The following is a 25,061-nucleotide window of genomic DNA, read 5'->3' on the forward strand; positions in this document are numbered from 1 at the left end:
GGGGCTAGGCGGCGGGGCCGAAGGCGGCCCGGAACCGGTCCAGGAAGGCCGAGAGCCGGTCGGCGGGGAGCCGGTTGATCCCCGCCGCGGCGGCCCTGCCGCCGCCGGTGGGAAACTGGCGGCACAGGGCGTCCGCCCCCTTCCGGCGGGCCAGGGGCGCCCGGACGCTCACCACGAAGGCGCCGTCTCCCGTGTCGGTGAGCACCGCGTGGGCCCGGCCCGGGGCGGCGGCTGCGAGCCGGTTGGCGAAGTCTCCCGAGACGCGGCGTGCCCAGGCGGCGTCGGGCAGGACGTAGACCGCCCCCCACTCCTCGGACAGGACCGGGGCCGCGGACGCGGCCTTCCGGAGGTCCGCCTCCCGGGCCTCCCGGAGCCGGGCCACCAGGTCGAAGGCCGCCAGGAAGTCCGAGGGGCTCCGGTGGCCTTCCATGCGTTCCAGGAGTGTCTCGGGGCGGAAGTGGAGGTCTGCGGGGTCGCGCCCGTAGGCGTTGTAGTTCAGGAGCTCCCCCAGGAGCCGCAGGCGCTCCAGCTCGGCCGCTTCCAGCCCCAGTCCGCGCCCCATGGCGTCGGCCACGTCGTGGAGGTTGTCCCCGTAGGCCCCCACCAGGGCCCATTCGGTGAAGGGGCCGCCGAGGTGGCGGTCCACGATGAGGCTGGTGTTGGTGGTGGGGGAAGGGTCGATGTGGGTGACGAGGTTGGGGTGATCCGGGATCTCGCCGGCGTAGTGGTGATCGAAGTATTCCACCCGGCAGCCGTTGGCGAGGAGATCCAGGAGGGCCGGCCGGTTCTTGTCCAGGGAGACGTCCAGGACAAGGACCTCCGCCCGGGTGAGGCCTCGGAGCCGTTCGAGGAGGGCGATGTCGCGCTTGACGCCGGTGACCGGAACGGTCTTCCGGGGCCGGCGGAAGAGGCGGAGCTGGTGGAGCGCGCAGATGCCGTCGGCGTCGCCGTTGAAGACTTCGTAGAGGGGCGGTTCCACTGGCCGGTCCTCCTGCAGGGGGAATCCGCCCCAGGGTACCGGGAGACGTCCCCTCGGGTCAAACGGGGGCGCAGACGGAACGGGCCCGCCCGTTTCGACGGGCGGGCCCCGGGGGGCTCGGAGGGCCCTTCCCTATGGGGTGGGGCCGTCGTTCATGGGCATGGGCATGGCCCAGGCCGGGCCCATCTCGCGGACCTTGGCCCGCTGCTCGGCCGTCAGGACCTTGCGGGCCTCGGCCGCGGTCTTGACGGCGGCGACGCGGACATTCGTCTGGAGCCCGGCGATACGCTCGAGGAGCTTTTCCGCCGCCTTCGTGTCCGGAACGTCCTTGGCCATGAGGCGCTGGAGCCGAATGCGGGCCACCTGGATGTCGGCCCGGGTGCGGGCCGCGGTGGCGGCGAGGTCGTCGGCCAGGTCCTCGAGCCGTTCCTGCTGCTTGTCGTCCAGGCCGAGGAACCGGGCGCCGGCCAGGTAGCCGCGGATCTCGCGGAAGGCAGCGGCCACGATCCGGCCGCCGCCGCGGTGGCCCCGGCCCATGCCGCATCCGCAGCCGCCGCCCTTCCAGCAGTTGCCGCCCATGCAGCCGCCCATGCCGGGCCCCATCATCATCCGGCCGCCCATGGGGCCGGGCGCGGCGTTCATCATGCCCATGCCCATCATGCCGGGTCCGCCGCCAGCCCGGGCGCCGGGGCCCGGCTGGGCCAGGGCCGGTACGGCCGCGAGGGCCAGGAGGGCGAGGAGGGTCAAGAAGGGGAAGAGGGGGCGTTTGGTCGTAAGGGGGGGACGCTGCTTCATGGCACATGTCTCCTTTCTCTTTTTTCCCTGTTGGTGGGCCCGCGGAGGGGCGAGATGGATGCATGGACCCGCATCGTTGCCAGGCGTGGTCCGTCATCGATAGCTGACACTCCACATCGCAAGGGGTGTACCGATCCGGGCCTTGCCATCATAACGGACGTTTCATCTAAGGATTATGAATCAGTTCTGGGTGGATCTCACGCCCGGAGCGCGGGGAAGGGGGCGCAAGATTTGCGCCTTCCGGGGCAGGTTTTGCATGCGGGCCGAGGGGAGCGGCGGGGCGGGCGGCGACACCGGTGGGTTCCCGGAGAGATCCTGGGCAGATTTCCGCGGTGCGCCCGGCCGATGTCGCCGACGGCCGGCGGTCCACCGTTCCGGCGTTTCGGTATCGCGCAGGCGGGCCTCGGGGACGGCATCCGGGGGTTCCTTCCCGTGTTCGTTGACCCGGCCGGGGCGTTGTGCTACCGGTAAAACCGGATCATAAAGGCTGGCAGGTCGCCAGAACAAGGAAGGAATATGAAAATCCCCTTCTTCCAGGTCGACGCATTTTCGAGTAAAGTATTCGGCAGGGAATTCTGCAGCCGTTTGTATATTAACTTCATGGAAGGAGACGGATCTTCTCCAAAAAACGCTGCTGAAAACAACTTATCTGAAACAGCGTTTCTCGTTCCGACAGGTCAAGGCAATTATGAGCTGAGATGGTTTACGCCGACAACGGAAATCGACCTTTGCGGGCATGCAACCCTGGCAAGCGCATTCATCCTTATTCGAACACTACGATCGGGACAAATCCGTCATAAAATTCCAAACAGGAAGTGGGGAATTGCCGGTAGAAAAATCAGAGGGCTTGCTGTCCATGAATTTTCCGTCCCGGCCGCCTGTTGAAACGTCGTTTCCGGGAAGACTCGCCGAAGCCCTTGGGAGCGTGCCGTGCCATGTCCTGGAATCGAGGGATCTCCCGGCGGTCTTCGAAGACGAAAAAAAAACGATTCGGGGGATGCGGCCGGACTTCGACAAGATCCAAGTAATAAAGGCTCACTTCGCAGTGATTGTGACGGCGCCAGGGAAGATGCCGATTTCGTGTCGAGGTTTTCGCGCCAAATGCCGGCATGGATGAAGACCCTGTCACAGGTTGATGGCCTCGTAACAAATCTTCTGAATGGATGACTCAGCAAAAATCGCCAACTGCAAGGTGCGGGGATATCGAGGAATGATGGGTGCTTGGGTACGCCGTAATGACGAGAGCATCCGAAGCAACGCAGCAGCCCGTGGCTTTTTGCGACGCCATCACAGGTTCTGCCCACTCCACTCTAATACCTTGCTGGGCAAAGCGTTTCGGGAAAAACAAGTTACACGCATATCAGTTGTCGAGCCGAAAAGGGAACTGGTTTGTGAGGATTTGGGAGAGCGTGTCAGGATTTCCGGAAAAGCAGCTTCATTTGCAAAGAGTGAAATATAGGAGGCTGGTTGTCGTTGCATATTCAGATCTCTTGATGGAAGAAAAAATCGTCGAAATAAATGAAAATAAAATGAAATGGCATTTCGATATTGGATCTTTGGTGGTTATTGTTGTCACATTTATTTTGTTTGTTTTGGCGCTGATTGTTAAGGGATTTACGCATGATTTATTGATAGAGTCAGCTGTATTTCTTATTTCTGTAAAATTAATCTTGATGTCATACAAAAACAGCGCAATCGCCGATGAGCTCATGAAAGAAATCAAAGAAATCAGGGACAGGCTGGAGAGCGGGAGATGAGCACATCTCCCAAGGGTCCTTTGTAGAGAAGCCGCCTCGAGGTCGGGTGCCCCCGGCCGGGGGGCGAAGCACGCCCGTGGATCGGCCTCCGCCCGCCCTCCTTCGCCCCCGGAGAGGCCCCGGCCGACTTGTGGGCGGTGGCCGCGGCGGCTAAGATATTCCAGGCCGTGGGGTGTCCCGGGCGGCCTCTTGGCCGGCCCCGGGCGTGCCCGAAGAGAGGGACCGCGAGTTGGAGAACGAGAACGCACAGGGGCGAAGCCCCTTCCACGTCCGGGACTGCTCCCTGGTGGCCATGGCCACGGGGATCCGGGCCCAGAACCTCCGGGAGTTCCGGGACGGGCTCCTCGCCTGCCATCCCGGCAGCATCTACCACCACTTCTGGGGCCGTCTCCTCCAGCCGCAGTTCGACGAGCCCGAGTACAGCAACGACTTCGCCGCCTGGGTCTTCCACGGCCTCCACGAGAAGGCCCTGGCGGAACGGCTCAGCGTGGTGGACCCCCGCGAGTACGACGACATGGAGGCTCTCCGGGACGAGCTGGTGGAGCGGGTGGAACTCCACCTCGAGGAGATGGAGTTCATCCCGTGGGCCCGGGCCGACCAGCAGTTCCACTTCATGAGGTCGGCCATCGTGGTCTTCGACACTGGTGTCGAGATCCAGGACCCGGCCCAGCTCGCCGACCTGGTGGCGCACATGTCCCTTGGGAGCGTCTTCTACCACTTCATCGACGCGCGCCGGCGCACCGAGCACCGCTGCGACGACTTCTGCGCCTGGCTCGGCGGCATGAGTGACACGTACCCGGAGCTGCGCCGGCGCATCATGACCCTCGATCCCTATTTCTCCTCCCTGAAGGAACTCCGGTTTCGGCTGGCGGAGCTCTTCCGGGAGTACTTCGCCGGGGGGGAGACCTGAGATGGCCGACATCCTCGAACAGTACGCGGAGGTGGCCGGGGCCGACGTGGTCCGGCACCTCCGCCAGCTGGCCGAGCCCCTCAAGGGGGCCAAGGTGGTCCACGTCAACTCCACCCGAGAGGGCGGCGGGGTGGCGGAGATCCTGCGCAAGCTCGTCCCCCTGATGCAGGCCTTGGAGCTCGACACCACATGGGAGGTGGTCACCGGCGAGGCCGAGTACTACCAGTGCACGAAGGGATTCCACAACGCCCTCCAGGGGTTCCCGGTGGGGATCTCCCAGGCCATGCTCGCCGCCTACGAGGCCACCAACGCCCAGAACGCGGAGCGGCTCCGCCCGGTGCTCGAGGAGGCCGACTTCGTCTTCATCCACGACCCGCAGCCCGCGCCGCTGCTCCACTTCTGCCCGGGGCGCAAGGGCAAGTGGCTCTGGCGCTGCCACATCGACGTGAGCCGTCCCTACCGGGCCGTCTGGAAGTACCTTCGGAACTGGGTCCAGGCCTACGACGCGAGCATCTTCTCGCTGGCGGCCTTCGCCCAGCGGCTCCCCCACCCGCAGTACCTCATCGCGCCCAGCATCGATCCTCTGAGCGAGAAGAACATGGATCTGCCGCCCGAGGAGATCGACGAGGTCCGGCGCCGCTTCGAGCTGAACCCGGACCTGCCGCTGGTGCTCCAGGTCTCCCGGTTCGACCGGTTCAAGGACCCGCTGGGGGTCATCGAGGCCTACCGGATCGTGAAGCGTATGACCCCGCTCCAGCTGGTGCTCGCCGGCGGCGGCGCCGCCGACGACCCGGAGGGCGCCGTGGTGCTGGAGGAGGTCCGCCGGGCCGCGGCGGACGATCCCCACATCCGGGTGCTGCTCCTGCCGCCCGACGCCCACCGGACCATCAACGCCCTCCAGCGGGCGGCGGACATCGTCTTCCAGAAGTCCACCAAGGAGGGCTTCGGCCTTACCGTGGCCGAGGCCATGTGGAAGGGCAAGCCCGTGATCGGCGGCGACACCGGGGGCATCCGGCTCCAGGTCATCGACCATTACACCGGCTTCCGCGTCCGGACCCCGGAGGGCGCGGCGCTCCGGACGCGCTACCTCCTGCACCGGCGGGACGAGATGGAGGCCATGGGCGCCCGGGCCCGGCGCCACGTCCGGGAGAACTTCCTGGTGACGCGCCACCTCCGGGAGTACCTCGCCCTCATGGTGAGCATCCAGCGGGGCCTGGAGGACCGGATCGAGGTCGGGGCGTGAAGGCCCTGGACACCGGCCTGGAGCCGGAGGCCTTCTGGTCGGCCCTGCGGCGGGCCCCGGCCCGCGGTCTCTTCCTGGACTACGACGGGACGCTGGCCCCCTTCCGTGTGGAGCGGGACCGGGCCGTCCCCTATCCCGGCGTCCGGGAGGCCCTGGCGGAGATCCTCCGCGGCGGGGGCACGCGGCTCGTGGTGGTGAGCGGGCGGGCCGTCGCGGACCTCCTCCCGCTCCTGGCGCTCGACCGCCCCGTGGAGATCTGGGGCGCCCACGGGTTTGAACGCCTCCGCCCCGACGGCCGCCACGAGGTGCAGGAACTGCCGCCGGCCCTCCGAAACGGCCTCGACGCGGCCCGCCGTTGGGCCGCGGAGCACCTGGAGCCGGAGCGCTTCGAGGAGAAACCGGGGTGCCTGGCCGTGCACTGGCGGGGCCTGCCGGCCGATGCGGCCCGGGCCCTCGAGGGCCGGGTGCGGGAGGCCTGGACCCCGGTCGCCCGGGAGGCCGGGCTGGCGCTCCGCCCCTTCGACGGGGGACTCGAACTGCGGTCTCCCGGGTGGACCAAGGGATCCGTGGTGGAACGGCTCCTCGCCGAGATGGCGCCGGGGGCGGCGGCGGCCTACCTCGGCGACGACGACACCGACGAGGACGCCTTCCGGGCCCTCGGCCCCGGCGGGCTCTCGGTGCTGGTCCGGGACCGGTTCCGGCCCACCCGGGCCCGGCTCTGGATTCGGCCGCCGGCGGAACTTCTCGATTTCCTCGGACGCTGGGCGTGCGAGACCGGAACGCATGGGGGTGACCGATGAACCAGGACCAGCCGCGGCTCGTCGCCGTCTCCAACCGGCTTCCGGTGTCCCTGGTCCGGGAGGGCGACCAGTGGACGGTCCGCCCGGGTTCCGGGGGCCTGGTCACGGCCCTGGCCCCCGTGCTCCGGAACCGGGGCGGGCTCTGGATCGGGTGGTGCGGGGCCACGGAAGGGGCCGAGATCGAGGCCCTCATGGGGCCGGCGTCCCGGGAGGCGGGCTACAGCCTGCACCCGGTCACCCTCACCGCCGACGAGGTCCGCGACTTCTACTACGGCTTCTCCAACGAGATCATCTGGCCCCTCTTCCACGACCTCCAGGTCCGGTGCAACTTCCAGCCCCGCTACTGGCACGCCTACCAGGAGGCCAACCGGAAGTTCGCCGCGGTGGCCGCCGACTTCAGCCGGCCCTCCGACTTCATCTGGGTCCACGACTATCACCTCATGCAGATGGCCCGGGCCCTGAAGGCCATGGGGATCCAGCGGCGAACGGGCTTCTTCCTCCACATCCCCTTTCCCCCGCTGGACATCTTCCTCAAGTTGCCCTGGCGGGCCGAGATCCTGAGCGGCCTCCTGGAATACGATCTCATCGGCTTCCAGACCCAGCGGGACCGGCGAAACTTCCTCTCCTGCGTCCATCACCTCATGCCCCAGCTCCGCGTCCGGGGCCGGGGCGGCGTGGTGCGTCTCGCGGTGGGGGAGCGGGAGGTCCGTGTGGGGGCCTTCCCCATCAGCATCGACTTCGACGAGTTCGCCCGGGGGGCGGGCTCCCAGGAGGTGGCGGACTGCGCCTGGTTCCTCCACGAGCGGTTCCCCGAGCGCCAGGTCATCCTCGGCGTGGACCGCCTCGACTACACCAAGGGCATCCCGGAGCGGCTCTTCGCCTTCCGCAACGCGCTGGAACGGTTCCCCGACCTCCACGAGCGGGTGAACCTGGTCCTGGTGGTGGTGCCCAGCCGGGAGGAGGCGCCGGAGTACCGGGCCCTCAAGGCGGAGATCGACCGGCTGGTAGGGGAGGTCAACGGCCGCTTCACCCGGTCGGGCTGGGTGCCCATCCACTACTACTACCGCTCGCTCAGCCGGACGGAACTCCTGGCCTACTACCGCCTGTCCGAGATCGCCCTGGTGACGCCCCTCAAGGACGGGATGAACCTGGTATGCAAGGAGTATTGCGCCTGCAAGCTCGAGGAGGACGGGGTCCTCATCCTGAGCGAGTTCGCCGGGGCCGTCTCCCAGCTCCACCGGGACGCCCTCCTCGTCAACCCCTACGACATGGAGGGGGTCGCCAACGCCATCCACCAGGCCTTCCGGATGGACACCGACGAGCGGCGCCAGCGGATGCACCGGCTCCGGGCCGCCATCCGCCGGCGCGACATCTATTGGTGGGTGAACACCTTCCTCCGGGCCGCCCTGGCCAAGGACCTCGCCGACTTCCCCCCGGTGGAGGATTACATGCCGCAGATGGACATCACGCCCGGGACGGAGGAGGGGGGCGGGGCGCCGTCCGGGGAGTGAGCGCCGGGCCGCCCCCCGGCCGGGCCCTCCGGGGGCCGGCCGGCTGCTTCCTCGCCTCCGCCTTTCTCGGGGCCGTCGCCACCGGGATCTTCTTCGGGAGCCTCAACAACTACCTGGCCGACGTCTTCGACCTCTCGCCCGGCGCCCGGGGCGTGGTGGAGACGGTCCGGGAGGTCCCGGGCATGCTGCTCTTCCTGGTGCTGGCTCCCCTGGCGCGCCTCGGAGAGGGCCGGATCCTCTTCGCCGCCCTCCTCGTGGTGGCCCTCGGCATCTACGGGGCCGCGGACCGGGCGCCGGATGTCGTCCGGGTCACCCTGTGGCTCTTCGTCTGGTCCCTCGGGGCCCACGTGGTGATGGCGCTCCGGGAGAGTTTCTGCGTGGCCTTCAGCGGGCCGGGGGGGCGGGGGCGGCTCTTCGGCGTGGTCCGGGGGATCCGCAGCGTGGGGATGATCCTGGGGGCTGCGGCCGTGTGGGTGGGGATGGACGTCTTCCACGTGGGGTACCGGGAGCTCTACCGCGGGGCCGCTCTGCTCACACTGGCCGCCGCCGCGGCGGCCTGGTACGTGGGGGATCCCGGGCACACGGGGGTGAAGCGGAAGGCCTTCGTCTTCCGGAGGGAATACGGGCTCTTCTACCTGCTGGCGGTGCTCTTCGGCGTTCGCAAGCAGATCTTCCTGGTCTTCGGCCCCTGGGTGCTCATCCGGGTCTTCGGGCAGGATGCCGCCGCCATGGCCCGGCTCTTCATCGTCTCGTCGGTGGCCGGCATCTTCCTGAAGCCTTGGTTGTGCGGCTTGATCGACCGCTTCGGGGAGCGGCGCGTCCTGACGGGCGACGCCGTCGTCCTCTTCCTGGTCTGCCTCACCTATGCCGGGGCCGAGCGCCTCCTGCCCCCGGCGGCCGCTCTGGCGGCGGTATTTGCCTGCTACGTCCTCGACGACGCCCTCTTCGCCCTGCGCGCGGCCCACGTCACCTACCTCGCCCGGATCGTGGCCTCGGCGGACGAGCTCACGGCCTCCATCTCCACCAGTTACTCCCTGGAACACGTGGTCTCCCTGGTCGCCCCCGTCCTGGCGGGGATGATCTGGACCTGGGCCGGGTACCCGTGGGTCTTCGGGGCGGCGGCCGGGACGGCGGTCCTCATGGGCCTGGCCGCGCGCCGGATCCCGGAGGCGGGGCCGGTTGACAGCAGGCCGCGGGGCTGATAGCCACAAGGGAGGGAGATCGGCGGGCCGGGTCCGGTGGCCGGCCCATTCCAGGACGGGTCTTCGGCCCGGCCGGCACTAAAGGAGGCGCTCATGCGGTATGGACGGATGCTGGGATCGGCGGTGATGGGCCTCGTCGCGGCGGGCCTCTTGGGGGCCTGCGCCGGGACGGGGGGCCGGGGCATGACGGCCGGGCCGGGGGACGTGAAGCGGGGCGAGTACCTCTTCAACCAGCCGGGCTTCGGCGGCGGAAAGAACGGGAAGTCCTGCGCCGCCTGCCACCCCGGCGGGCGGGGGCTGGAGCAGGTGGCGGCCCGTTACGCCGGCCGCGACGCCGAGCTCCGCAGCATGGTGAACCGCTGCATCCGGATGGCCCTCAAGGGCGAGGGGATCCGGGACGACAGCCAGGCCATGGCGGACATCCTGGCCTACCTCCGTTCCCTGGGAGGCTAGCACCGGGCGGATGGCCGGGACGAGAGCCGGGGGGGCGGTCCCGCCCGCCCGGGGCCTTCTCCAGACGGGCCAATCCCGGTGCTATGACGCGGGGGGGCGCGAGATCCCCTGCAACGGGTCGGGCCAGGACGGCCAGTTCCGGTCGGGCCTCGCCTGGCCGGAGCCCCGGTTCACCCGGAACGGGGAGACGGTGGTGGACCGCGCCACGGGGCTCGTCTGGACCCTGGACGCCAACCTGGCGGAGTTCGCGGTCACCTGGGCGGAGGCCCTGGCCTTCGTGGCCGACATGAACCGGTCGGCCGCCCTCGGCCACCGGGACTGGCGTCTCCCCAACCGGCGGGAGCTCCGCAGCCTCGTCTCCTACCAGGAGACCCGTCCGCCGCTTCCCGGGGGCCATCCCTTCGTGAACGTCTTCCCGGGCTGGTACTGGACCTCCACCTCCGCCGCCGTCAACCCCGCCTACGCCTGGGCCGTCCACATGGACGGTGCGCGGATGTTCTACCCGCGCAAGGACCAGGAGGCCCTGGTCTGGGCCGTGCGCGGTCGGGGGAAGGCGCTCCTGCCGGCGACCGGCCAGGCGCGGTGCTTCGACGTCTCGGGGGCGGAGGTCCCGTGCGGCGGCACGGGCCAGGACGGCGAGCACCGGTCCGGGGCGGCCTGGCCCGTACCGCGGTTCGAGGTGCGGGGGGACGCCGTCCTGGACCGGCTGACGGGGCTTTACTGGGCCCGGGCGGCCGACGCCGCGGGCCCAGTGGAGTGGGAGACGGCCCTCCGGGCCGCGGCGGCTTTTCCCGCCGCCGCCGGGGTCCGGTGGCGGCTCCCCAACATCAACGAGCTGGAATCCCTGGTGGACTGCAGCCGGCACACCCCGGCGCTTCCGGCCGGGCATCCCTTCCGGGGGGTCCAGGAGGTCTACTGGTCCGCCACCACGAGTACCTACGAGCCCGACTGGGCCTGGGCCCTCTACCTCCACAAGGGAGCTGTGGGGGTGGGGTGGAAGCCCGGGGCGAGATTCCACGTGTGGCCCGTGGGAGATTCGAGTAAATTGGAAACGGACTCGGTTTCCCGATGAACGCGGGGAACGAGGCGGCCCGGCGCGGAGCGCCGGCCGCTTCGAAGGTCCGTGCGGCGCCGTTCGTTCCCCGACATCCCGGCCGCGCGGCAGCGGAGGGAGCCATGGCACAACGCACCTGTCCCTATTGCAAGGAACGCATCCGGAAGGGGGCCGTCGTCTGCCGGTATTGCCGGCGGGACCTCCCGGACCCGCCGTCTCCGTCGGTCCGGTGGCCCTACCTCGTGCTCTCGGTCATGGGCGTCTTGGCCGCCGTGGCGGTCTTGTCCCTGGGAACCGGCTACTACCAGGAACGGCTCCGGTGGACCGAGGAGGAAGGGGGATGGGAAGAGCCCCCGGGGACATAGCATAGGACCGGGGACCGGGCACGTGGGCCCTCACCCGGCGCGCCGGGCGCGCCGCTCACCCGTCCTTCGGCCCGCCCGCTCGCACCGCCGCCGGCAGTTGGCGCAGACCGCCGGGTGGGTGGGGCGGTAGGGTTTCTTGAGGCAATTCATCATGTCGCTCCACGTTGCGTGGCCTTGGCGCCCGCGGGGGCCTCTTCCGGACGGGCAGCGTCTCCGGCGGCCCGGCCTTTCCCAGGGCGTCAATGGCCAAAATCCAACGTTATATTTTTATATTGTATTTAATTGTTAATCACTCCCTTCCCTTTATGCAATCCCTGTTCCGATTTTTTTCCATTGCCGGTGAGGCGGCCCGGGAGGCACGGGCCCTGCGGAGCGGTGCCGGGGAGGAGAGGCGGGCGGGGCTAGGCCTTGTTGCGGCGGAAGACCACGCGGAGGCCGCAGGCGGCTCCGTAGGCGGCGATCTCGTCCTGGAGCCGCCGCACGTAGGGACAATCCAGGACGGCGAGCAGCGTCTCCCGGAGCACCTGCCGGGTGCCGGGCCTCCCGGGATCCGCGGGCTCCAGCACCACCGGGAAGATCTGCGGCCGGCGGCAGGTGTCGGGCCGGTCCGGGTACACGGCGCACCTGCCTGCCGGGGCGAGGTGCGGGCAGCGGGCTCCCCGGCCGAGGACGAGGCCCCAGCCGTGCCGCCACCGGTAGATCGCGGGCGGGTGGCGATGGAACGGGCGGCCGTCCACGACGAGCTCGGGGTCTTCGTAGGGATCGGCGGCGCGGGAGGCCGGGGTGTCCACCCGGGGGAGGTCGAACCGGTCCAGCTCGTCTTCCGAAAGGGGGATCTCGAAGAAGTCGTGGACCGCCGCCGGCCCGGGGCCGACGCAGCAGAGGGTGCACGCGCACGGGGCGCAGAGCCGGGCGTTGATGTCCTCGAGCTCCGCCTCCAGGACCTGCTGCTGGATCCGGGCGATCGAGCCCTCGAGGGCGTCCACGGGGGAGCCGTCTTCCCGGACCACCGGCGCGGCGGCCTTGCCCGCCGCCGGGTCCTTGAGCATCCGGGCCGCCTCCAGGATGGAGAGATAGGGGGCGAGGATGCGCCCCGGGTCCTCGTAGACGGGACCGTCCGTCTCCACCGGGTCCGGCAGGGCGGCGACGACGTCCCCGACCCGGTCGAAGGGCCCGGTGAGGTAGAGCAGGAGCACGAGGCGGCAGAGGGGCCAGGCCGGCCGGGCCAAGGCCCGGCACCCGGCCTCCCACGACGGATGTCGGGGCGCGGTGTCCGGAAGCTCCGGGAGGTCCGGGGGAGAATCTGTGCGGGGGGGCATGTTCACGTCGTCCGTCGGCGGCCGCCGGCCGGCGACACGTCCGGCATTCGGCGTCCCGGAAGGATACACCGCGTGACGCCGGGTGCAACCCGGGCGCCGGCCGCCGCGGGCCGTCCGATGCGGCGGGGCGCTTCATGATGAAACCGGACTGGCAGACCCTGCGCCTCAAGCGCGGGGAGGATCGCCGGATCCGGGCCGGCCACGCCTGGGTCTTCAGTAACGAGGTCGACACCCGCGCCACGCCGCTTCGCGGCCTCTCCCCCGGAACGCCCGTGGTGGTGGAAGACCACCTCGGCCGGACCCTGGGCTCCGCCTACGTGAACCCCGCTTCCTTGATCTGCGCCCGCCTCTACAGCCCGGTGCCGGGACGCCGTCTCGACCGGGAGTTCTTCCGGGAACGGCTCGCGGCGGCCCTCTCGCTCCGGCGCCGGTATTTCCCGGAGCCGTACTACCGCCTGGCCCACGGCGAATCCGACGACCTCCCCGGCCTGGTGGTGGACCGCTACGGCGGCGTCTGCGTCGTCCAGGTCACCACCGCCGGCATGGAGGCCGCCCGGGGGGCGGCGGCCGCGGCCCTGGAGGAGTTGCTGCGCCCGGAGATCCTGGTCTTCAAGGATGACAGCCCGCTTCGGGCGCTGGAAGGGCTGCCCGTGGTGGATCCCTCGGCCGCCCCCGGCATGCCCGAGGCGGTCCGGGTGGTGGAGAACGGGGTCGCCTTCCGGGCTCCCCTCCGGGAGGGGCAGAAGACGGGGTGGTACTTCGACCACCGGCTGAACCGGAGGGAATTGGCGGGCCTGGCCCGGGGGGCCCGGGTGCTGGACTGTTTCTGTTACGTCGGGGGCTGGGGCCTCCAGGCCCTGGCGGCGGGCGCCCGAGAGCTCGTCGCGGTGGACGCCTCGGCGACGGCCCTCTCCGTCCTCGAGGCCAACGCCCGGGAGCTTGGGGTGGGGGAACGCGTGGAGGTCCGCCGGGGCGACGTCTTCGAGGTGGCGGCCCGGCTGCGGCGCTCCGGGGCGGTCTTCGACGTGGTGGTCCTGGACCCGCCCGCCTTCATCAAGCGGCGCCGGGACGCCGCCGCCGGCCGTGCCGCCTACCTTCGGCTCAACCGGGCGGCCATGGAGCTGGTGGCGGACGGCGGGCTCCTGGTCTCCGCCTCCTGTTCCCACCACCTGGCCCGGGCGGAGCTGGTGGACATCGTCCGCCGGGCGGCGCTCCGGGCCGGGCGCCGGGCGCGGATCGTCTTCGAGGGGCACCAGGGGCCGGATCACCCCGTGCACCCGGCCATCCCCGAGACCGCCTATCTCAAGGCCCTCTTCGTGGAGATCCGGCGCCCGTGAGAGAGGGGCGCCCCTGCCCGGCGCTTCCGAAAAAGGGGAGGCGGGCGCCCGTCGGCGCCGGCGCGGCTAGCCGGACCGGACCGGTCGGAGCCGGGCGGCCGCTCCCGTGCGGCGTCCCTCGGCCGCCAGGGCCTCGGCCGCGGCCCGGATGCCCTCGGCGTCGATGCCCAGCTCCCGCCGGAGCGTGGCCTGGGCCCCTTGTTCCACGAACCGGTCGGGGAGGCCCAGCCGGCGGACGCGGACTCCGGTGAGGCCCCGGTCCGCGAGGCACTCGAGCACGGCGGTCCCGAACCCGCCCGCCAGGGCGTTTTCCTCCACGGTCACCACCCGGCCCGTGCGGCGGGCGGCCTCGGTCACCAGGTCGGCGTCGATGGGCTTGGCGAAGCGGGCGTTCACCACCGTGGCCTCGATGCCCTCGGCCGCGAGGGCCTCCGCCGCCTCGAGGGCGGGGGCCACCCCCGACCCGATGGCCACGATGGCCACGTCGTTCCCCTCCCGGAGCACCTCGCCCCGGCCCACGGGGAGCGCCTCCAGTCGCCAGTCGAGGCTCACCCCCACGCCGGCCCCCCTCGGGTACCGGACGGCCACGGGGCCGGGGTGGTTCAGGGCGGTGTAGAGCATGTGCTGGAGCTCGTTTTCGTCCTTCGGGGCCATGATCACCAGGTTGGGCACGGCCCGGAGGAAGGAGAGGTCGAAGGCGCCGTGGTGTGTGGGGCCGTCGTCGCCCACGAGCCCACCCCGGTCCAGGGCGAAGACCACGGGCTGTCCCGTGAGGCAGACGTCGTGGACGACCTGGTCGTAGGCCCGCTGGAGGAAGGTGGAATAGACCGCCACCACGGGTCTGAGCCCCTCCATGGCAAGCCCCGCCGCGAAGGTCACGGCGTGCTGCTCCGCGATGCCCACGTCGAAGAAGCGGTGCGGGAGGGCGTCGGCGAAGGCCGAAAGCCCCGTTCCCGCCGGCATGGCCGCGGTGATGGCCACGATCCGGGGGTCGTCCATGGCCAGCCGGAGGAGGGTCTGGCTGAAGATCTGGGTATAGGTCGGCGGCGCGGGCCGCTCGGGCCGCCGCGGCTCCCCCGTGGCGGGGTCGAAGGGGCCGATGCCGTGGAACCGGTCGGGCTCCTTCTCTGCGGGAGGGTAGCCCTTGCCCTTCTTGGTGAGGACGTGGACCAGGACCGGGCCCTCGAGGTTCCGGACGTTGTCGAGGGTGTCGATGAGGGTGTCGAGGTGGTGGCCCGGGAGGGGGCCCACGTACTCGAACTGGAGGGCCTCGAAGAGCATCCCCGGGGTGAGGAGGCTCTTGAGCGAGTCCTCGCTCCGTTTCAGGACGCTCCAGATCTGTTCCCCCACCCCGCTCTTCTTGAGGAAGGACTCCATCTCCCGCTTGAACCGGGTGGCCAGGCGCCCGGTGAGCTTCCGGCTGAGGAACGAGGAGAGGGCCCCCACGTTGGGGGAGATGGACATCTCGTTGTCGTTGAGGATGACCACCAGGTCCTTCCGGAGGTGGCCGGCGTTGTTGAGGGCCTCGAAGGCGAGGCCCGCCGTCATGGACCCGTCGCCGATCACGGCCACCACCCGGCCCTCCTGGCCGGAAAGGTCCAGGGCCGTGGTCATCCCCAGGGCGGCGGAGATGGAGGTGCTGCTGTGGCCCGTGTCCAGGACGTCGTAGGGGCTCTCGCTGCGCTTCGGGAAGCCGCTGATGCCGCCGTGCTGGCGCAGGGTGTGGAAGCGGTCGTAACGGCCGGTCACCAGCTTGTGGGCGTAGGCCTGGTGACCGACGTCCCAGATGATGCGGTCCTTCGGGGCCTCGAAGACGTAGTGCAGGGCCAGGGTGAGTTCCACCACCCCGAGGCTGGGGGCGAGATGCCCCCCCGTCTTCGCCACGGTCTCGATGATGACCTTTCGGATCTCCGCCGCCAGCCTGGGGAGGTCCTCCCGGGAGAGGCGCTTGAGGTCGTCCGGACCCTGGATGTGCGGGAGCAGTTCCATGTTCACCCTCGTGCCGGCGCCCGGATGGCCGCCGGCGTCCTTCATCGGTCGCGTTCCACCACGAACCGGGCGATGGCCCGGAGGGGGTCCGCTTTCTCGTCGAACCCCTCCAGCGCCGCCAGCGCCTGGTCGAGGAGCTCGGCCGCCCGCCGGCGGGTCTGTTCCACGCCGAAGAGGGCGGGGTAGGTGGCCTTCTGACGCCGGGCGTCCGATCCCACCGGCTTCCCGGTGACCGCCGGGTCGCCCTCCACGTCGAGGAGGTCGTCCACCACCTGGAAGGCCAGCCCCAGGAAGCGCCCGTACTCGCCCAGGGCGAGCACCTCCCGTTCGCTTCCGCCGCCCAGGATGGCGCCCATGCGGACGGCGGCCTGGATGAGGGCGCCGGTCTTCTTCTGGTGGATGTAGGCCAGGGTGGAGGCGTCCACCTCCCGCCCCTCCATGAGGACGTCGGCGGCCTGGCCGCCCACCATGCCGGAGACGCCGGCCCCGTGGGCGAGGATGTGGATGGCCTCGAGGAGCCGGGCCGGGTCCACCTCCCGCCGGGTGGACGGCCGGGCGAGGAGCTCGAAGGCGAAGGTGAGGAGGCCGTCTCCGGCCAGGATGGCCAGCGCCTCTCCGAACCGCTTGTGGCAGGTGGGCCTTCCCCGGCGGAGGTCGTCGTCGTCCATGGCGGGGAGATCGTCGTGGACCAGGGAGTAGGTGTGGATACACTCCAGGGCGCAGGCCACGGGGAGGAGCGGTGTCTCCGGGGCGCCCACGGCCCGGGCCGCCGCCAGGAGCAGGATGGGCCGGATGCGTTTGCCGCCCGCGGTGAGGCTGTAGCGCATGGCCTCGCAGACCGGGGCCCCGGCCCCGTCGATTTCGGGCAAGAGGTCGGCGAGGGCCGCTTCCACCCGGTCCCGCTGGCGTTCGAGGTAGGCCCGGATGTCGAATTCCTGGGATGGACGGTTCATGCGTCCTCGGCGGGGTCGACCCCGGCGTCCGCCTCGAGGGGGTGGAGCACCGGGCGTCCCTCCTCGTCGCGGGTCAGCTCCTGGATGCGCCGTTCCGCCGCCTCCAGCGCCGCCGTGCAGTAGCGGGTGAGACGCACCCCCTCCTCGAAGCGTTCCAGGGCGGCCTCGAGGGGGAGTTCGTCGGACTCGAGCTGGGCCACCACGGCCTCGAGTTCCTTGATCGCGGTCTCGAAGGATTTCGCTTCCTTTTCTTCTGCCATGGTGGACTCGCAACGATCCAAGGTGGGGGAGGTGCGGCGCGAATCGCCGGGAGGCGCGGCGTCGGGCCTGCCCCGTGGACGCGAGGCTCGAAGGGCCGCGTTACGACGGCGATTCGTGTGCCGCCGGCGCGGTGGGCGATCCCGGCTGCACCGGCGCCTGCGACTTGAACCCCGAAGTTCCTTATGGTACCTCAAGCGCCATGAAAGTGCGAGAGGGGGCGCCGGGAGGCGGCTCCATCATGGAGGCGGGGCCCATCGGCTGGGGGCCGAAGGCCCTGGTCCGGTCGGTGGAGGCATGGATGGGCACCTGCCGGCTCCGGGTCGTCGGCCGCGATCGGGTCGGCGACCTCTTCACCCCGGGCCGGCCGGGGATCGTCGCCCTCTGGCACTTCAGCCTCGTCTACATCCTCTACCACTTCCGGAAGGTGCGGGGCCTCATCATGGTGAGCGGCAGCCGCGACGGCGACTGGGTGGCCCGGGCGGTCCGGGCCTGGGGGCAGGTGCCGGTCCGGGGCTCCCGCCACAAGGGGGGGCTGGCGGCCATCCGCGGGATGGCGGAGGCCATGCGGCGCCACCGCTACGGCGCGGGCATCGTGGCGGACGGGTCCCGGGGGCCGGCCCGGGTGGCCCAGAAGGGGGCCGTGGTCCTGGCCCGCGACACCGGGGTGCCCATGGTTCCGGTGGGGTTCGCCGCCCGCCCGGCCTGGCGATTCAACAGCTGGGACCGCCTGGTGCTGCCCGTCCCGGGGGCCCGGGTGGTGGTGGCCTACGGCGCGCCCATCCACGTCCCGGCCGGCGCCCGCGGCGGCACCATAGAGGCATATCGCAACCGCCTGGAAACGGACCTGAACGGCGCCACCGCCGAGGCGGAGGCCGCCCTGTGAACCCCTCGAGGCGGGGCCGCCGGCCGGGGACGTGATGGGCGGCTGGTTCCCGGATTTCACCTGGGTCGACTACGTCATCGCCGCGATGGTGGCGGTCATGCTGGTCCGCAGCCTCCTCAAGGGGTTCAGCCGGTCCATCGCCTCCGTCCTGGGCCTGGTGCTCGGCTTCGTGGCGGCCGTTTCTTGGGGCCCCGCCCTGGGCAAGGTCCTCTCCCCCTGGGTGGAGAACCCCGGGTGGCGGACGGTCCTCGCCTTCGTCTTCATCCTCGTGACGGCGGTCCTGGCCGCCACCGCGGCCGGGGTCCTGGCCCGGAACACCTTGGAGTCGTTGAAGCTGGGGTGGCTGGACCGCGCCCTCGGCGCCGCGCTCGGCCTGGTGAAGGGGATCCTCCTCGCGGCCGTCTTCTTCGCCGCTCTGTCCCTGGTGCTCCCGGGAGACTACCCGGCGATCCGCGGCTCGGTCCTCGGTCCCCGGATCGTCCGCCCCCTCGGCCTCCTGAAGTCGCTCCTTTTCCGCGACGCCCGCCCCTTCAAGGGCCTGGCGCCCTGGCGGCGCGGCGTGACGGCGGCCCCGCCCGCCGCCCGCCGGGCCGCCTGATCCCTTCCGGCCCGCCGCCCTTGCAATGCCCGGGGATCCGGTTATTATCGTGAATCGATTGCGATAAGACGCCCCGGCACGGGGCGGAAGGGAAACCGCTTCATGGATCTCACCATCGCCCTCGCCGGCAACCCCAACGCCGGCAAGACCACCATCTTCAACCACCTCACCGGTGCCCGCCAGAAGGTGGGCAACTGGCCGGGCGTCACCGTGGAAAAGAAGGAGGGGACCGTGGTCCACCGGGAGCACCGGGTGCGCGTGGTGGATCTGCCCGGCATCTATTCCCTCACCGCCTACTCGGTGGAGGAGATGGTGGCCCGGGACTACATCCTGAACGAGCGCCCGGACGTGGTGGTGGACATCCTCGACGCCTCCAACCTCGAGCGCAACCTCTATCTCGCCGTCCAGCTCATCGAGCTCAACGTCCGCCTGGTGTTCGCCATGAACATGGTGGACGTCGCCCGGGCCCGGGGGATCCGGGTGGACTACGCGCACCTGGGCCGGCTGCTCGGCGTGCCGGTGGTGGAGACCGTTGGGACTCGGGGGGAGGGGATCGACGCCCTGCTCGACAAGGCGGTGGAGGTGGCGGAGGGGCGGGACCCGGTGGCCCGCCACGTCCACGTGAACTACGGGCCCGAGGTGGAGGAGGAGATCGCCCTCGTCCGCCGGGCCGTCCAAAAGGACCCGGAGCTGGCCGCCAGCTGCTACCCCCGGTGGCTCGCCGTCAAGCTCATCGAGGGGGACCCGGCCGTCCGCCGCCGGGTGGAGGAGAGCCCGGCCGCGGCGGCCGTCCTCGCCCAGGTGGACCGGAGCCGGGCACATCTCCAGCGGATCTTCTCCGACGACCCCGAGACCCTCATCGCCGAGGCCCGCTACGGCTTCATCGCCGGGGCCCTCAAGGAGTGCGTGCGGCTGTCCCCGGCGGCGAAGAAGACGGTGAGCGACCGGATCGACCAGGTGGTGACCAACCGCGTCCTCGGCTTCCCGGTCTTCCTCCTCATCATGTACCTCCTCTTCCAGGGAACCTTCACCCTGGGCGAGTACCCGGTGAGCTGGATCGAGGCCGCGGTGGCGTGGCTCGGCCGCGCGGCCGGGGCGGCGCTGCCCGCCGGGCTCCTGCGGGACCTGGTGGTGGACGGCGTCATCGGCGGGGTGGGGGGGGTGATCGTCTTCCTCCCGAACATCGTGCTCCTCTTCCTCGGCATCAGCCTCCTGGAGGACACGGGGTACCTCGCCCGCGCGGCCTTCATCATGGACCGGGTCATGCACACCCTCGGACTCCACGGAAAGTCCTTCATCCCGCTCCTCATGGGCTTCGGCTGCAACGTCCCGGCCATCATGGCCACCCGGACCCTGGAGACCCGGCGGGACCGGATCCTCACCATCCTCATCAACCCCCTCATGAGCTGCTCGGCGCGTCTGCCGGTCTACGTCCTCCTGGCCGGGGCCTTCTTCCCCGGCCGGGAGGGGAACGTCCTCTTCGCCATGTACCTTCTGGGCGTGACGCTGGCCATCCTGGTGGGGCAGGTCTTCAAGCGGACCCTGTTCCGGGGGGAGTCCTCCCCCTTCGTCATGGAGCTCCCGCCCTACCGGATGCCCACGGGGCGCAGCCTCGTCATCCACATGTGGGACCGGGCCCGGGTCTACCTCCAGAAGATGGGGGGCGTGGTCCTGGCCTTCTCCGTGGTCATCTGGTTCCTCGGGGCCTTTCCGCGGGACGTGCCCCTGGAGCGGGACTACGGCGCGGAACGGGCCCGGGCGGCGGCGGAGATCCAGGCCGCCGAGGCCGCGGCCGCCACCCCCGAGGCCGCGGCCGCCCTCCGGGCGGCGGCCGCGGAACGGCTCGCCGCCATCGACCGGGCCGAGGCCCGGGACCGGGTGGCCCACAGCTACATCGGCCGCCTCGGACGGTGGATCGAGCCCGTGCTTCGGCCGCTGGGCTTCGATTGGCGGCTCGGGGTGAGTCTCGTCACGGGATTCGTGGCCAAGGAGGTGGTGGTGAGCACCCTGGGGGTCCTCTTCCAGGCGGAGGGGACCGGGGAGGAGGCCCACGGCCTCAAGGCGGCGCTCAGGCGGAGCGGGCTCACCCCGGTCACCGCCTTCGGTTTCATGGCCTTCGTCCTGATCTACGTCCCGTGCGTGGTGACGGTGGTGACCATCTGGCGCGAGACGGGCTCGGTGGGCTGGACGGCCTTCGCCGTCTCCTATCTGATGGTGCTCGCCTGGATCGTGGCCTTCCTCATACGGTGGGGAGGGACCCTCGCCCGGCTGGCGGCCTGATCCGGGCGGTCACCCGGCCCGCCGCAGCCGGAGGGCGTTGGCCACCACGGTGACGGAACTCATGGCCATGGCCGCCGCGGCCACCGCCGGCGACAGCCGGAGACCCCAGGCCGGGTAGAAGACCCCGGCCGCCAGCGGGATGGCGAGGACGTTGTAGGCGAAGGCCCAGAAGAGGTTCTGCCGGATGACCCGGACCGTGGCCCGCACCAGGCGGACGGCCCGGACCACCCCGGTGAGGTCCCCCCGCATGAGGCCGATGTCCGCGGCGTCCAGGGCGATGTCCGTGCCGGTCCCCAGGGCGATCCCCACGTCGGCCTGCACCAGGGCGGGGGCGTCGTTGACGCCGTCACCCACCATGGCCACGGTGGCTCCGCCCGTCTGGAGCTCCCTTACCCGGTCGGCCTTTTCCGCCGGGAGCACCCCGGCCCAGAACCCGTCGAGTTCGAGCCGCTCCGAGATGGCCATGGCCGTCCGCCGGCCGTCTCCGGTGAGCATGAAGACCCTGAGGCCCAGTTCCCGGAGGGCCCTGACCACCGCCGGGGCCTCGGGCTTGAGCTCGTCGGCCAGGGCCACGGCGCCCGCCACCCGGCCCGCGTGGGCCACGTAGACCAGGGTGTGGCCCTTGTCCACCAGGGGCGTCACCGCGGCCTCGAGGCCGGCGGTGGAGAGGCCGTTCTGCTCGAGGAGTTCCTGCTTCCCCGCCAGGAGCTCCCCGTCGGGGAGGGCGGCCCGGACGCCGAAGCCGGCCAGGGCCTCGAAGGCCGAGGGCCGGGGGATCTCTATTCCCCGGCGCCGGGCCGCGGCCAGGACGGCCTGCGCCAGGGGGTGCTCGGAGCCCCGCTCGGCCGCGGCGGCGAGGCGCAGGAGGCCGGCCTCGTCGAACCCCTCCGCCGGGACCAGGGCCGAGACCACCGGCCGGCCCGCGGTGAGGGTCCCGGTCTTGTCGAAGACGCAGACCGACAGGTTCGCCGCCTTTTCCATGGCCACGGCGTCCTTTACGAGGATGCCGAGTTCCGCCCCGCGCCCGGTCCCCACCATGACGGCCGCCGGGGTCGCCAGGCCCATGGCGCACGGGCAGGCGATGACCAGGACCGAGACGAAGGCGAGGAGGGCGTTGGTGAGCCGGGGTTCCGGCCCGAGGGCCAGCCAGGCCGCCAGGGTGACGAGGGCGGCGGCCAGCACCGCCGGCACGAAGACGGCCGCCACCCGATCGGCCAGGCGCTGGATTCGGGCCTTCGAACCCTGCGCCTCCTGGACCACGCGGACGATCTGGGCGAGCACCGTCTCGCTTCCCACCTTCTCGGCCCGGTACCGGAGCACGCCGTTCAGGTTGAGGGTCCCCCCGATGACGACGTCGCCCGGGGCCTTTTCCACGGGCATGGCCTCGCCCGTGAGCATGGACTCGTCCACGGCGGAGGCCCCGCCCACCACCACCCCGTCCACGGGGACCCGTTGCCCGGGTTTCACCACCACGGTGTCGCCCGGGACGATGAGCCCCGCCGGGATCTCCCGCTCTTCGCCGTTTCGGATCACGACGGCGGTCTTCGGGGCCAGTTCCATGAGCCGCCGCATGGCCGCCGTGGCCCGCCCCCGGGCGCGCCGCTCGAGATACCGGCCGAGGAGCACGAAGACCACGATCATGGCGGCCGAATCGAAGTAGACGTGGAGCGGCAGGCCCGCCCGGGTGAAGGGGGCGGGGAAGAGGGTCACCACCGAGGAATAGGTGAAGGCGGAGAGGGTCCCCAGGGCCACCAGGCTGTTCATGTCGGCGCTCCGGTGCCGGAGGGCCTTCCAGGCGCCGGAGAGGAAGTCGGCCCCCACGTGGAACTGGATGGGGGCCGTGAGGACCAGGAGCAACAGGAAGCGTGCCCGGTCCGGGAGCCACCGGGCCGGCGGAAAGAGGGCGGGCATGGAGAGCAGGAAGACGGGGAGGGCCAGGGCCGCGCCCAAGAGGAGCCGGTCCCGGAGCCGGCGGACGTGGGCCGCCTCGTCCCGGGCGCTCTCCCCGGTGTCGGTGACGGCGGATACCAGGCCGAGGAACCGGTACCCTTCGTCTTCCACCGCCCGGCGGACGTCGTCCAGGCCGGCCCGGGCCGGGTCGTAGGAGAAGGTCGCCCGGCCCGCGGCCAGGTTGACGGTCACGTCCGTCGTGCCCGGCAGGCGGGCGATGGCCCGCTCCACCCGGACCACGCAGGCGGCGCAGCTCATGCCGCCGATACCCACCGTCACCCGCCGCCCGGGCGGGGCCAGGGGACGGGCCCCGTAGCCGGCCTCCCGGATGGCGCGGACGAGGTCGTCCGGCGAGGTCCGGGCCGGGTCGAACCACGCCGTGGCGCGCTCGGCGGCCAGGTTCACGGCGGCCCGCCGGACCCCGGCAAGGGCCGAGAGGGCCTTCTCGATGCGGGCCGCGCAGGCGGCGCACCCCATGCCCGTGACGGCGAGGTCCAGGCGGGTCTCGTCCTTTCCGGCGGCGTCGTCCATGTCAGCCGTCCACCCCGTAGCCGGCCGCCCGAACGGCGCGGGCGATCTCCTCGTCGGGAACCGCCCCCGGGTTTTCGAAGGTGGCGGTCCCCGAGGCGAGGTCCACCTGGACGTCCGCCAGGCCGGGAAGGGCCTCGAGGGCCTCCCGGACCCGCATGACGCAGTGCTGGCAGCTCATTCCCGTGACCTTGATCGTTTGCGGCATGGTCGTGTCTCCTCCGGTGCGGTCGGGGTGCCCAGGCGGTCGCGGCCGAGAGGGCCGGCTTTGACCGCCGGGATCCGCCAGTTTAATACTGAAGGCGGTGTTTGCCGACCCCGGCGGTGGGGCGGCGGATCCCGAGGAGGGTTTCATGCGGTTTCCCCCGTGCGTGCTCGGTGCCTGGATCCTGCTCCTTCCGGCCCTTTCAGCGGCCGGTGCCGGTGAGGGGGCGGTGGGCGCGTTCGACCTGGGGCTTCTCACCCCGGCGGCGCTTTCGGCCGAAAGGGAGCGCTGGGTCGTCCTGGACGGCCGCTCCCGCCGGGCCTACGAGGCGGGCCACATCCCCGGGGCCCGGCCCTTCTCCTGGGAGGACCACACCGGCACCGACCCGTCCGGCGTGCCCTACCGGATGTGGCCGCCGGGCCGCATGGCCGGGGCCCTGGCCCGGGTCGGGATCGGCCCGGACACCCCGGTGGCGGCCTACGGGGACGCCGGCCGGAGCTGGGGGGGCGAGGCCTGGATCTGCTGGGTGCTGGCCTACCTGGGCCACCGGGGGCCCATCCGGCTCCTGGCCGGCGGCATCCAGGCATGGCGCCGGGCCGGGCTCCCGCTGGAACGGGGCCCGGCCCCGCCGCCCCGGCCGGGGCCCGGCTACACGGTGGCCCTCCGCCCGGACGTGCTGGCCGACCGGGCGGCGGCGGCCCGGGCCGCCCGCGAGGGGCGCCTGGTGGACGTCCGGTCCACGTGGGAGTGGTGGACGGGCCGGATCCCCGGGGCGGTCCACGTCCCCTGGACGGACTTCCGGGAGGGGGATCCCCCGGTACCGATCTCCGCCGGGCGGTTCCGGGCGGTGCTGGCCCGGGTGGGGGTTCCGGCCGACGGCCCCGTGGTCTTCTACTGCGCGGGCGGGGTGCGATCCGCCTGGGCCTGGCTCGCGGCGGTGCTCGCGGGCCGCGCGGGCGCCCGGAACTACGAGGGCGGCATGGCCGAGTGGCGGCAGGCGGCGCGCTAGCATGGACGTCCCGGCGGCGGCCTGGCTCCTGCTCCTTGCCGCGGCCGAGCTCGCCGCGGCCCTCCGGGGTCTCGCCGCCTGGCCCCTGGCCCTGGCGGCGGGGGCCCTCCTCGGGCCGGCGGCCGGTTCCGCCGCCGCGGCGGCCGGGGCCGTGGGCGGTGCCGCCGCGGCCTTCGGCCGGGCCCGCCGCCTGGGGCCCGCCCGGGTCGCCCGGCGGGTCGGCGCCGGGCGCCTTTCGGCCCTGGAGCGGGAGGTGGCCCGGTCCGGGTGGCGGGCGGTCCTCCTGGCGCGCCTCCATCCCTTCCTCCCGGCCCACCGGTTGGGCCTGGCCTTCGGCGCTACGCGGGTGGGGTGGAGGGCGTACCTGGCCGGGTCCGCGCTCGGATGCCTCCTTCCCTGCACGGCGCTGGCCGTTTCCGGCAGCGCCCTCCCGGGGCTCGCGGCCGGCCGGCCGAGCCCTTCCGCCTGGGTCGGGTCGGCGCTCCTCGCCCTATGGCTGCTGGTGCCGGCCGCCAGGAAGGCCGCCGCCGGACGGTCGGGATTTTTGATAGACGAAACCGATAGATCATCCTTATCCGAGCGATAATTACCATTCGACATCCCGGCGGCCCCGGGCTAGGTTCGAACCAGGAACGGAGGGCGTCCCTCCCCCCTTGGTGCGGTGCGCGAGCGGTTCGGTC

At 71.4% G+C, this 25,061-nt stretch carries 24 protein-coding genes; 16 read left to right on the forward strand and 8 right to left on the reverse strand.

What is annotated here, in order from left to right:
• Positions 1 to 4: 4 nt before the first annotated feature.
• Both HCU62_RS03800 and HCU62_RS03805 read right to left on the reverse strand, forming a co-directional pair.
• A complete protein-coding gene (locus HCU62_RS03800) occupies positions 5 to 979 on the reverse strand; it encodes an acetyltransferase (protein ID WP_163298763.1) in 975 nt (324 codons plus the stop codon).
• Positions 980 to 1,111: 132 nt separating this feature from the next.
• Entirely contained in the window at positions 1,112 to 1,774 is a 663-nt protein-coding gene (locus tag HCU62_RS03805; protein ID WP_163298764.1) for a Spy/CpxP family protein refolding chaperone, read from the reverse strand.
• A gap of 516 nt (positions 1,775 to 2,290) precedes the next feature.
• On the opposite strand from HCU62_RS03805, the gene HCU62_RS11920 reads away from it, so the two are divergent.
• From HCU62_RS11920 to HCU62_RS03855, 10 genes are all read left to right on the forward strand, one after another.
• The gene (locus HCU62_RS11920) at positions 2,291 to 2,659 is read left to right on the forward strand and encodes a PhzF family phenazine biosynthesis protein (RefSeq protein ID WP_246325256.1); all 369 of its coding nucleotides are present in this window, start codon (positions 2,291 to 2,293) and stop codon (positions 2,657 to 2,659) included.
• A 350-nt stretch (positions 2,660 to 3,009) separates the two neighbouring features.
• Positions 3,010 to 3,531, forward strand: a complete 522-nt coding sequence (locus tag HCU62_RS11925) for a hypothetical protein (RefSeq protein WP_246325257.1) — start codon at positions 3,010 to 3,012, stop codon at positions 3,529 to 3,531.
• Between the two features lie 205 nt (positions 3,532 to 3,736).
• Positions 3,737 to 4,441 (forward strand): DUF5752 family protein, encoded by a 705-nt coding sequence (locus tag HCU62_RS03820; protein ID WP_309474805.1) that lies wholly within the window; start codon positions 3,737 to 3,739, stop codon positions 4,439 to 4,441.
• 1 nt (position 4,442) lies between these two features.
• Entirely contained in the window at positions 4,443 to 5,684 is a 1,242-nt protein-coding gene (locus HCU62_RS03825; protein WP_163298765.1) for a glycosyltransferase, read from the forward strand.
• The gene (otsB, locus tag HCU62_RS03830; RefSeq protein ID WP_163298766.1) at positions 5,681 to 6,484 is read left to right on the forward strand and encodes a trehalose-phosphatase; all 804 of its coding nucleotides are present in this window, start codon (positions 5,681 to 5,683) and stop codon (positions 6,482 to 6,484) included. Before HCU62_RS03825 ends, otsB begins: the two co-directional genes overlap by 4 nt.
• Positions 6,481 to 7,995, forward strand: a complete 1,515-nt coding sequence (locus HCU62_RS03835; RefSeq protein ID WP_163298767.1) for an alpha,alpha-trehalose-phosphate synthase (UDP-forming) — start codon at positions 6,481 to 6,483, stop codon at positions 7,993 to 7,995. The genes otsB and HCU62_RS03835 overlap by 4 nt, the downstream gene beginning before the upstream one ends.
• Complete coding sequence (locus HCU62_RS03840; protein ID WP_169755445.1) at positions 7,992 to 9,197, forward strand: MFS transporter; 1,206 nt, start codon at positions 7,992 to 7,994, stop codon at positions 9,195 to 9,197. The genes HCU62_RS03835 and HCU62_RS03840 overlap by 4 nt, the downstream gene beginning before the upstream one ends.
• Before the next feature lie 93 nt (positions 9,198 to 9,290).
• Positions 9,291 to 9,650 carry a hypothetical protein gene (locus HCU62_RS03845; RefSeq protein WP_169755446.1) on the forward strand — a complete coding sequence of 120 codons (360 nt, stop codon included), beginning with the start codon at positions 9,291 to 9,293 and terminating at the stop codon, positions 9,648 to 9,650.
• Between the two features lie 10 nt (positions 9,651 to 9,660).
• The gene (locus tag HCU62_RS03850) at positions 9,661 to 10,722 is read left to right on the forward strand and encodes an Lcl C-terminal domain-containing protein (protein ID WP_163298286.1); all 1,062 of its coding nucleotides are present in this window, start codon (positions 9,661 to 9,663) and stop codon (positions 10,720 to 10,722) included.
• Between the two features lie 104 nt (positions 10,723 to 10,826).
• Positions 10,827 to 11,069, forward strand: coding sequence for a hypothetical protein (locus HCU62_RS03855; protein ID WP_163298287.1), 243 nt, complete (start codon positions 10,827 to 10,829; stop codon positions 11,067 to 11,069).
• Between the two features lie 401 nt (positions 11,070 to 11,470).
• On the opposite strand, the gene HCU62_RS03860 is transcribed toward HCU62_RS03855, so the two are convergent.
• Positions 11,471 to 12,388 (reverse strand): YkgJ family cysteine cluster protein, encoded by a 918-nt coding sequence (locus tag HCU62_RS03860; protein ID WP_163298288.1) that lies wholly within the window; start codon positions 12,386 to 12,388, stop codon positions 11,471 to 11,473.
• A 134-nt stretch (positions 12,389 to 12,522) separates the two neighbouring features.
• On the opposite strand from HCU62_RS03860, the gene HCU62_RS03865 reads away from it, so the two are divergent.
• Complete coding sequence (locus HCU62_RS03865) at positions 12,523 to 13,725, forward strand: class I SAM-dependent rRNA methyltransferase (RefSeq protein WP_163298289.1); 1,203 nt, start codon at positions 12,523 to 12,525, stop codon at positions 13,723 to 13,725.
• A gap of 66 nt (positions 13,726 to 13,791) precedes the next feature.
• On the opposite strand, the gene dxs is transcribed toward HCU62_RS03865, so the two are convergent.
• The 3 genes from dxs to xseB are packed head-to-tail and all read right to left on the reverse strand — an operon-like array spanning position 13,792 to position 16,927.
• Positions 13,792 to 15,714 carry a 1-deoxy-D-xylulose-5-phosphate synthase gene (gene dxs, locus HCU62_RS03870; RefSeq protein WP_163298290.1) on the reverse strand — a complete coding sequence of 641 codons (1,923 nt, stop codon included), beginning with the start codon at positions 15,712 to 15,714 and terminating at the stop codon, positions 13,792 to 13,794.
• Positions 15,715 to 15,755: 41 nt separating this feature from the next.
• Positions 15,756 to 16,667: a polyprenyl synthetase family protein gene (locus tag HCU62_RS03875; RefSeq protein WP_163298291.1), complete on the reverse strand. Its 912-nt coding sequence runs from the start codon at positions 16,665 to 16,667 to the stop codon at positions 15,756 to 15,758.
• On the reverse strand, positions 16,664 to 16,927 hold the full coding sequence (gene xseB / locus HCU62_RS03880; RefSeq protein ID WP_163298292.1) for an exodeoxyribonuclease VII small subunit: 264 nt from the start codon (positions 16,925 to 16,927) through the stop codon (positions 16,664 to 16,666). The genes HCU62_RS03875 and xseB overlap by 4 nt, the downstream gene beginning before the upstream one ends.
• A 200-nt stretch (positions 16,928 to 17,127) precedes the next feature.
• On the opposite strand from xseB, the gene HCU62_RS03885 reads away from it, so the two are divergent.
• From HCU62_RS03885 to feoB, 3 genes are all read left to right on the forward strand, one after another.
• The gene (locus HCU62_RS03885; RefSeq protein WP_163298293.1) at positions 17,128 to 17,811 is read left to right on the forward strand and encodes a lysophospholipid acyltransferase family protein; all 684 of its coding nucleotides are present in this window, start codon (positions 17,128 to 17,130) and stop codon (positions 17,809 to 17,811) included.
• A gap of 34 nt (positions 17,812 to 17,845) precedes the next feature.
• A complete protein-coding gene (locus HCU62_RS03890) occupies positions 17,846 to 18,409 on the forward strand; it encodes a CvpA family protein (RefSeq protein ID WP_163298294.1) in 564 nt (187 codons plus the stop codon).
• 102 nt (positions 18,410 to 18,511) lie between these two features.
• Positions 18,512 to 20,689, forward strand: coding sequence for a ferrous iron transport protein B (gene feoB / locus HCU62_RS03895; protein ID WP_163298295.1), 2,178 nt, complete (start codon positions 18,512 to 18,514; stop codon positions 20,687 to 20,689).
• Positions 20,690 to 20,698: 9 nt separating this feature from the next.
• Here the strand turns inward: feoB and HCU62_RS03900 are convergent, their stop codons facing one another.
• Together HCU62_RS03900 and HCU62_RS03905 are read right to left on the reverse strand one after the other, a co-directional pair.
• Positions 20,699 to 23,170, reverse strand: a complete 2,472-nt coding sequence (locus HCU62_RS03900; RefSeq protein WP_163298296.1) for a heavy metal translocating P-type ATPase — start codon at positions 23,168 to 23,170, stop codon at positions 20,699 to 20,701.
• A gap of 1 nt (position 23,171) precedes the next feature.
• The gene (locus HCU62_RS03905; protein WP_163298297.1) at positions 23,172 to 23,375 is read right to left on the reverse strand and encodes a heavy-metal-associated domain-containing protein; all 204 of its coding nucleotides are present in this window, start codon (positions 23,373 to 23,375) and stop codon (positions 23,172 to 23,174) included.
• A gap of 145 nt (positions 23,376 to 23,520) precedes the next feature.
• Here HCU62_RS03905 and HCU62_RS03910 point away from each other — a divergent pair, with 145 nt between their 5' ends.
• Together HCU62_RS03910 and HCU62_RS03915 are read left to right on the forward strand one after the other, a co-directional pair.
• Positions 23,521 to 24,381, forward strand: coding sequence for a sulfurtransferase (locus HCU62_RS03910; protein ID WP_163298298.1), 861 nt, complete (start codon positions 23,521 to 23,523; stop codon positions 24,379 to 24,381).
• Between the two features lies 1 nt (position 24,382).
• Complete coding sequence (locus HCU62_RS03915; RefSeq protein WP_163298299.1) at positions 24,383 to 24,967, forward strand: TVP38/TMEM64 family protein; 585 nt, start codon at positions 24,383 to 24,385, stop codon at positions 24,965 to 24,967.
• Positions 24,968 to 25,061: the final 94 nt, after the last annotated feature.

The organism is Dissulfurirhabdus thermomarina (assembly GCF_012979235.1).
In the GTDB taxonomy this organism is placed as follows: domain Bacteria; phylum Desulfobacterota; class Dissulfuribacteria; order Dissulfuribacterales; family Dissulfurirhabdaceae; genus Dissulfurirhabdus; species Dissulfurirhabdus thermomarina.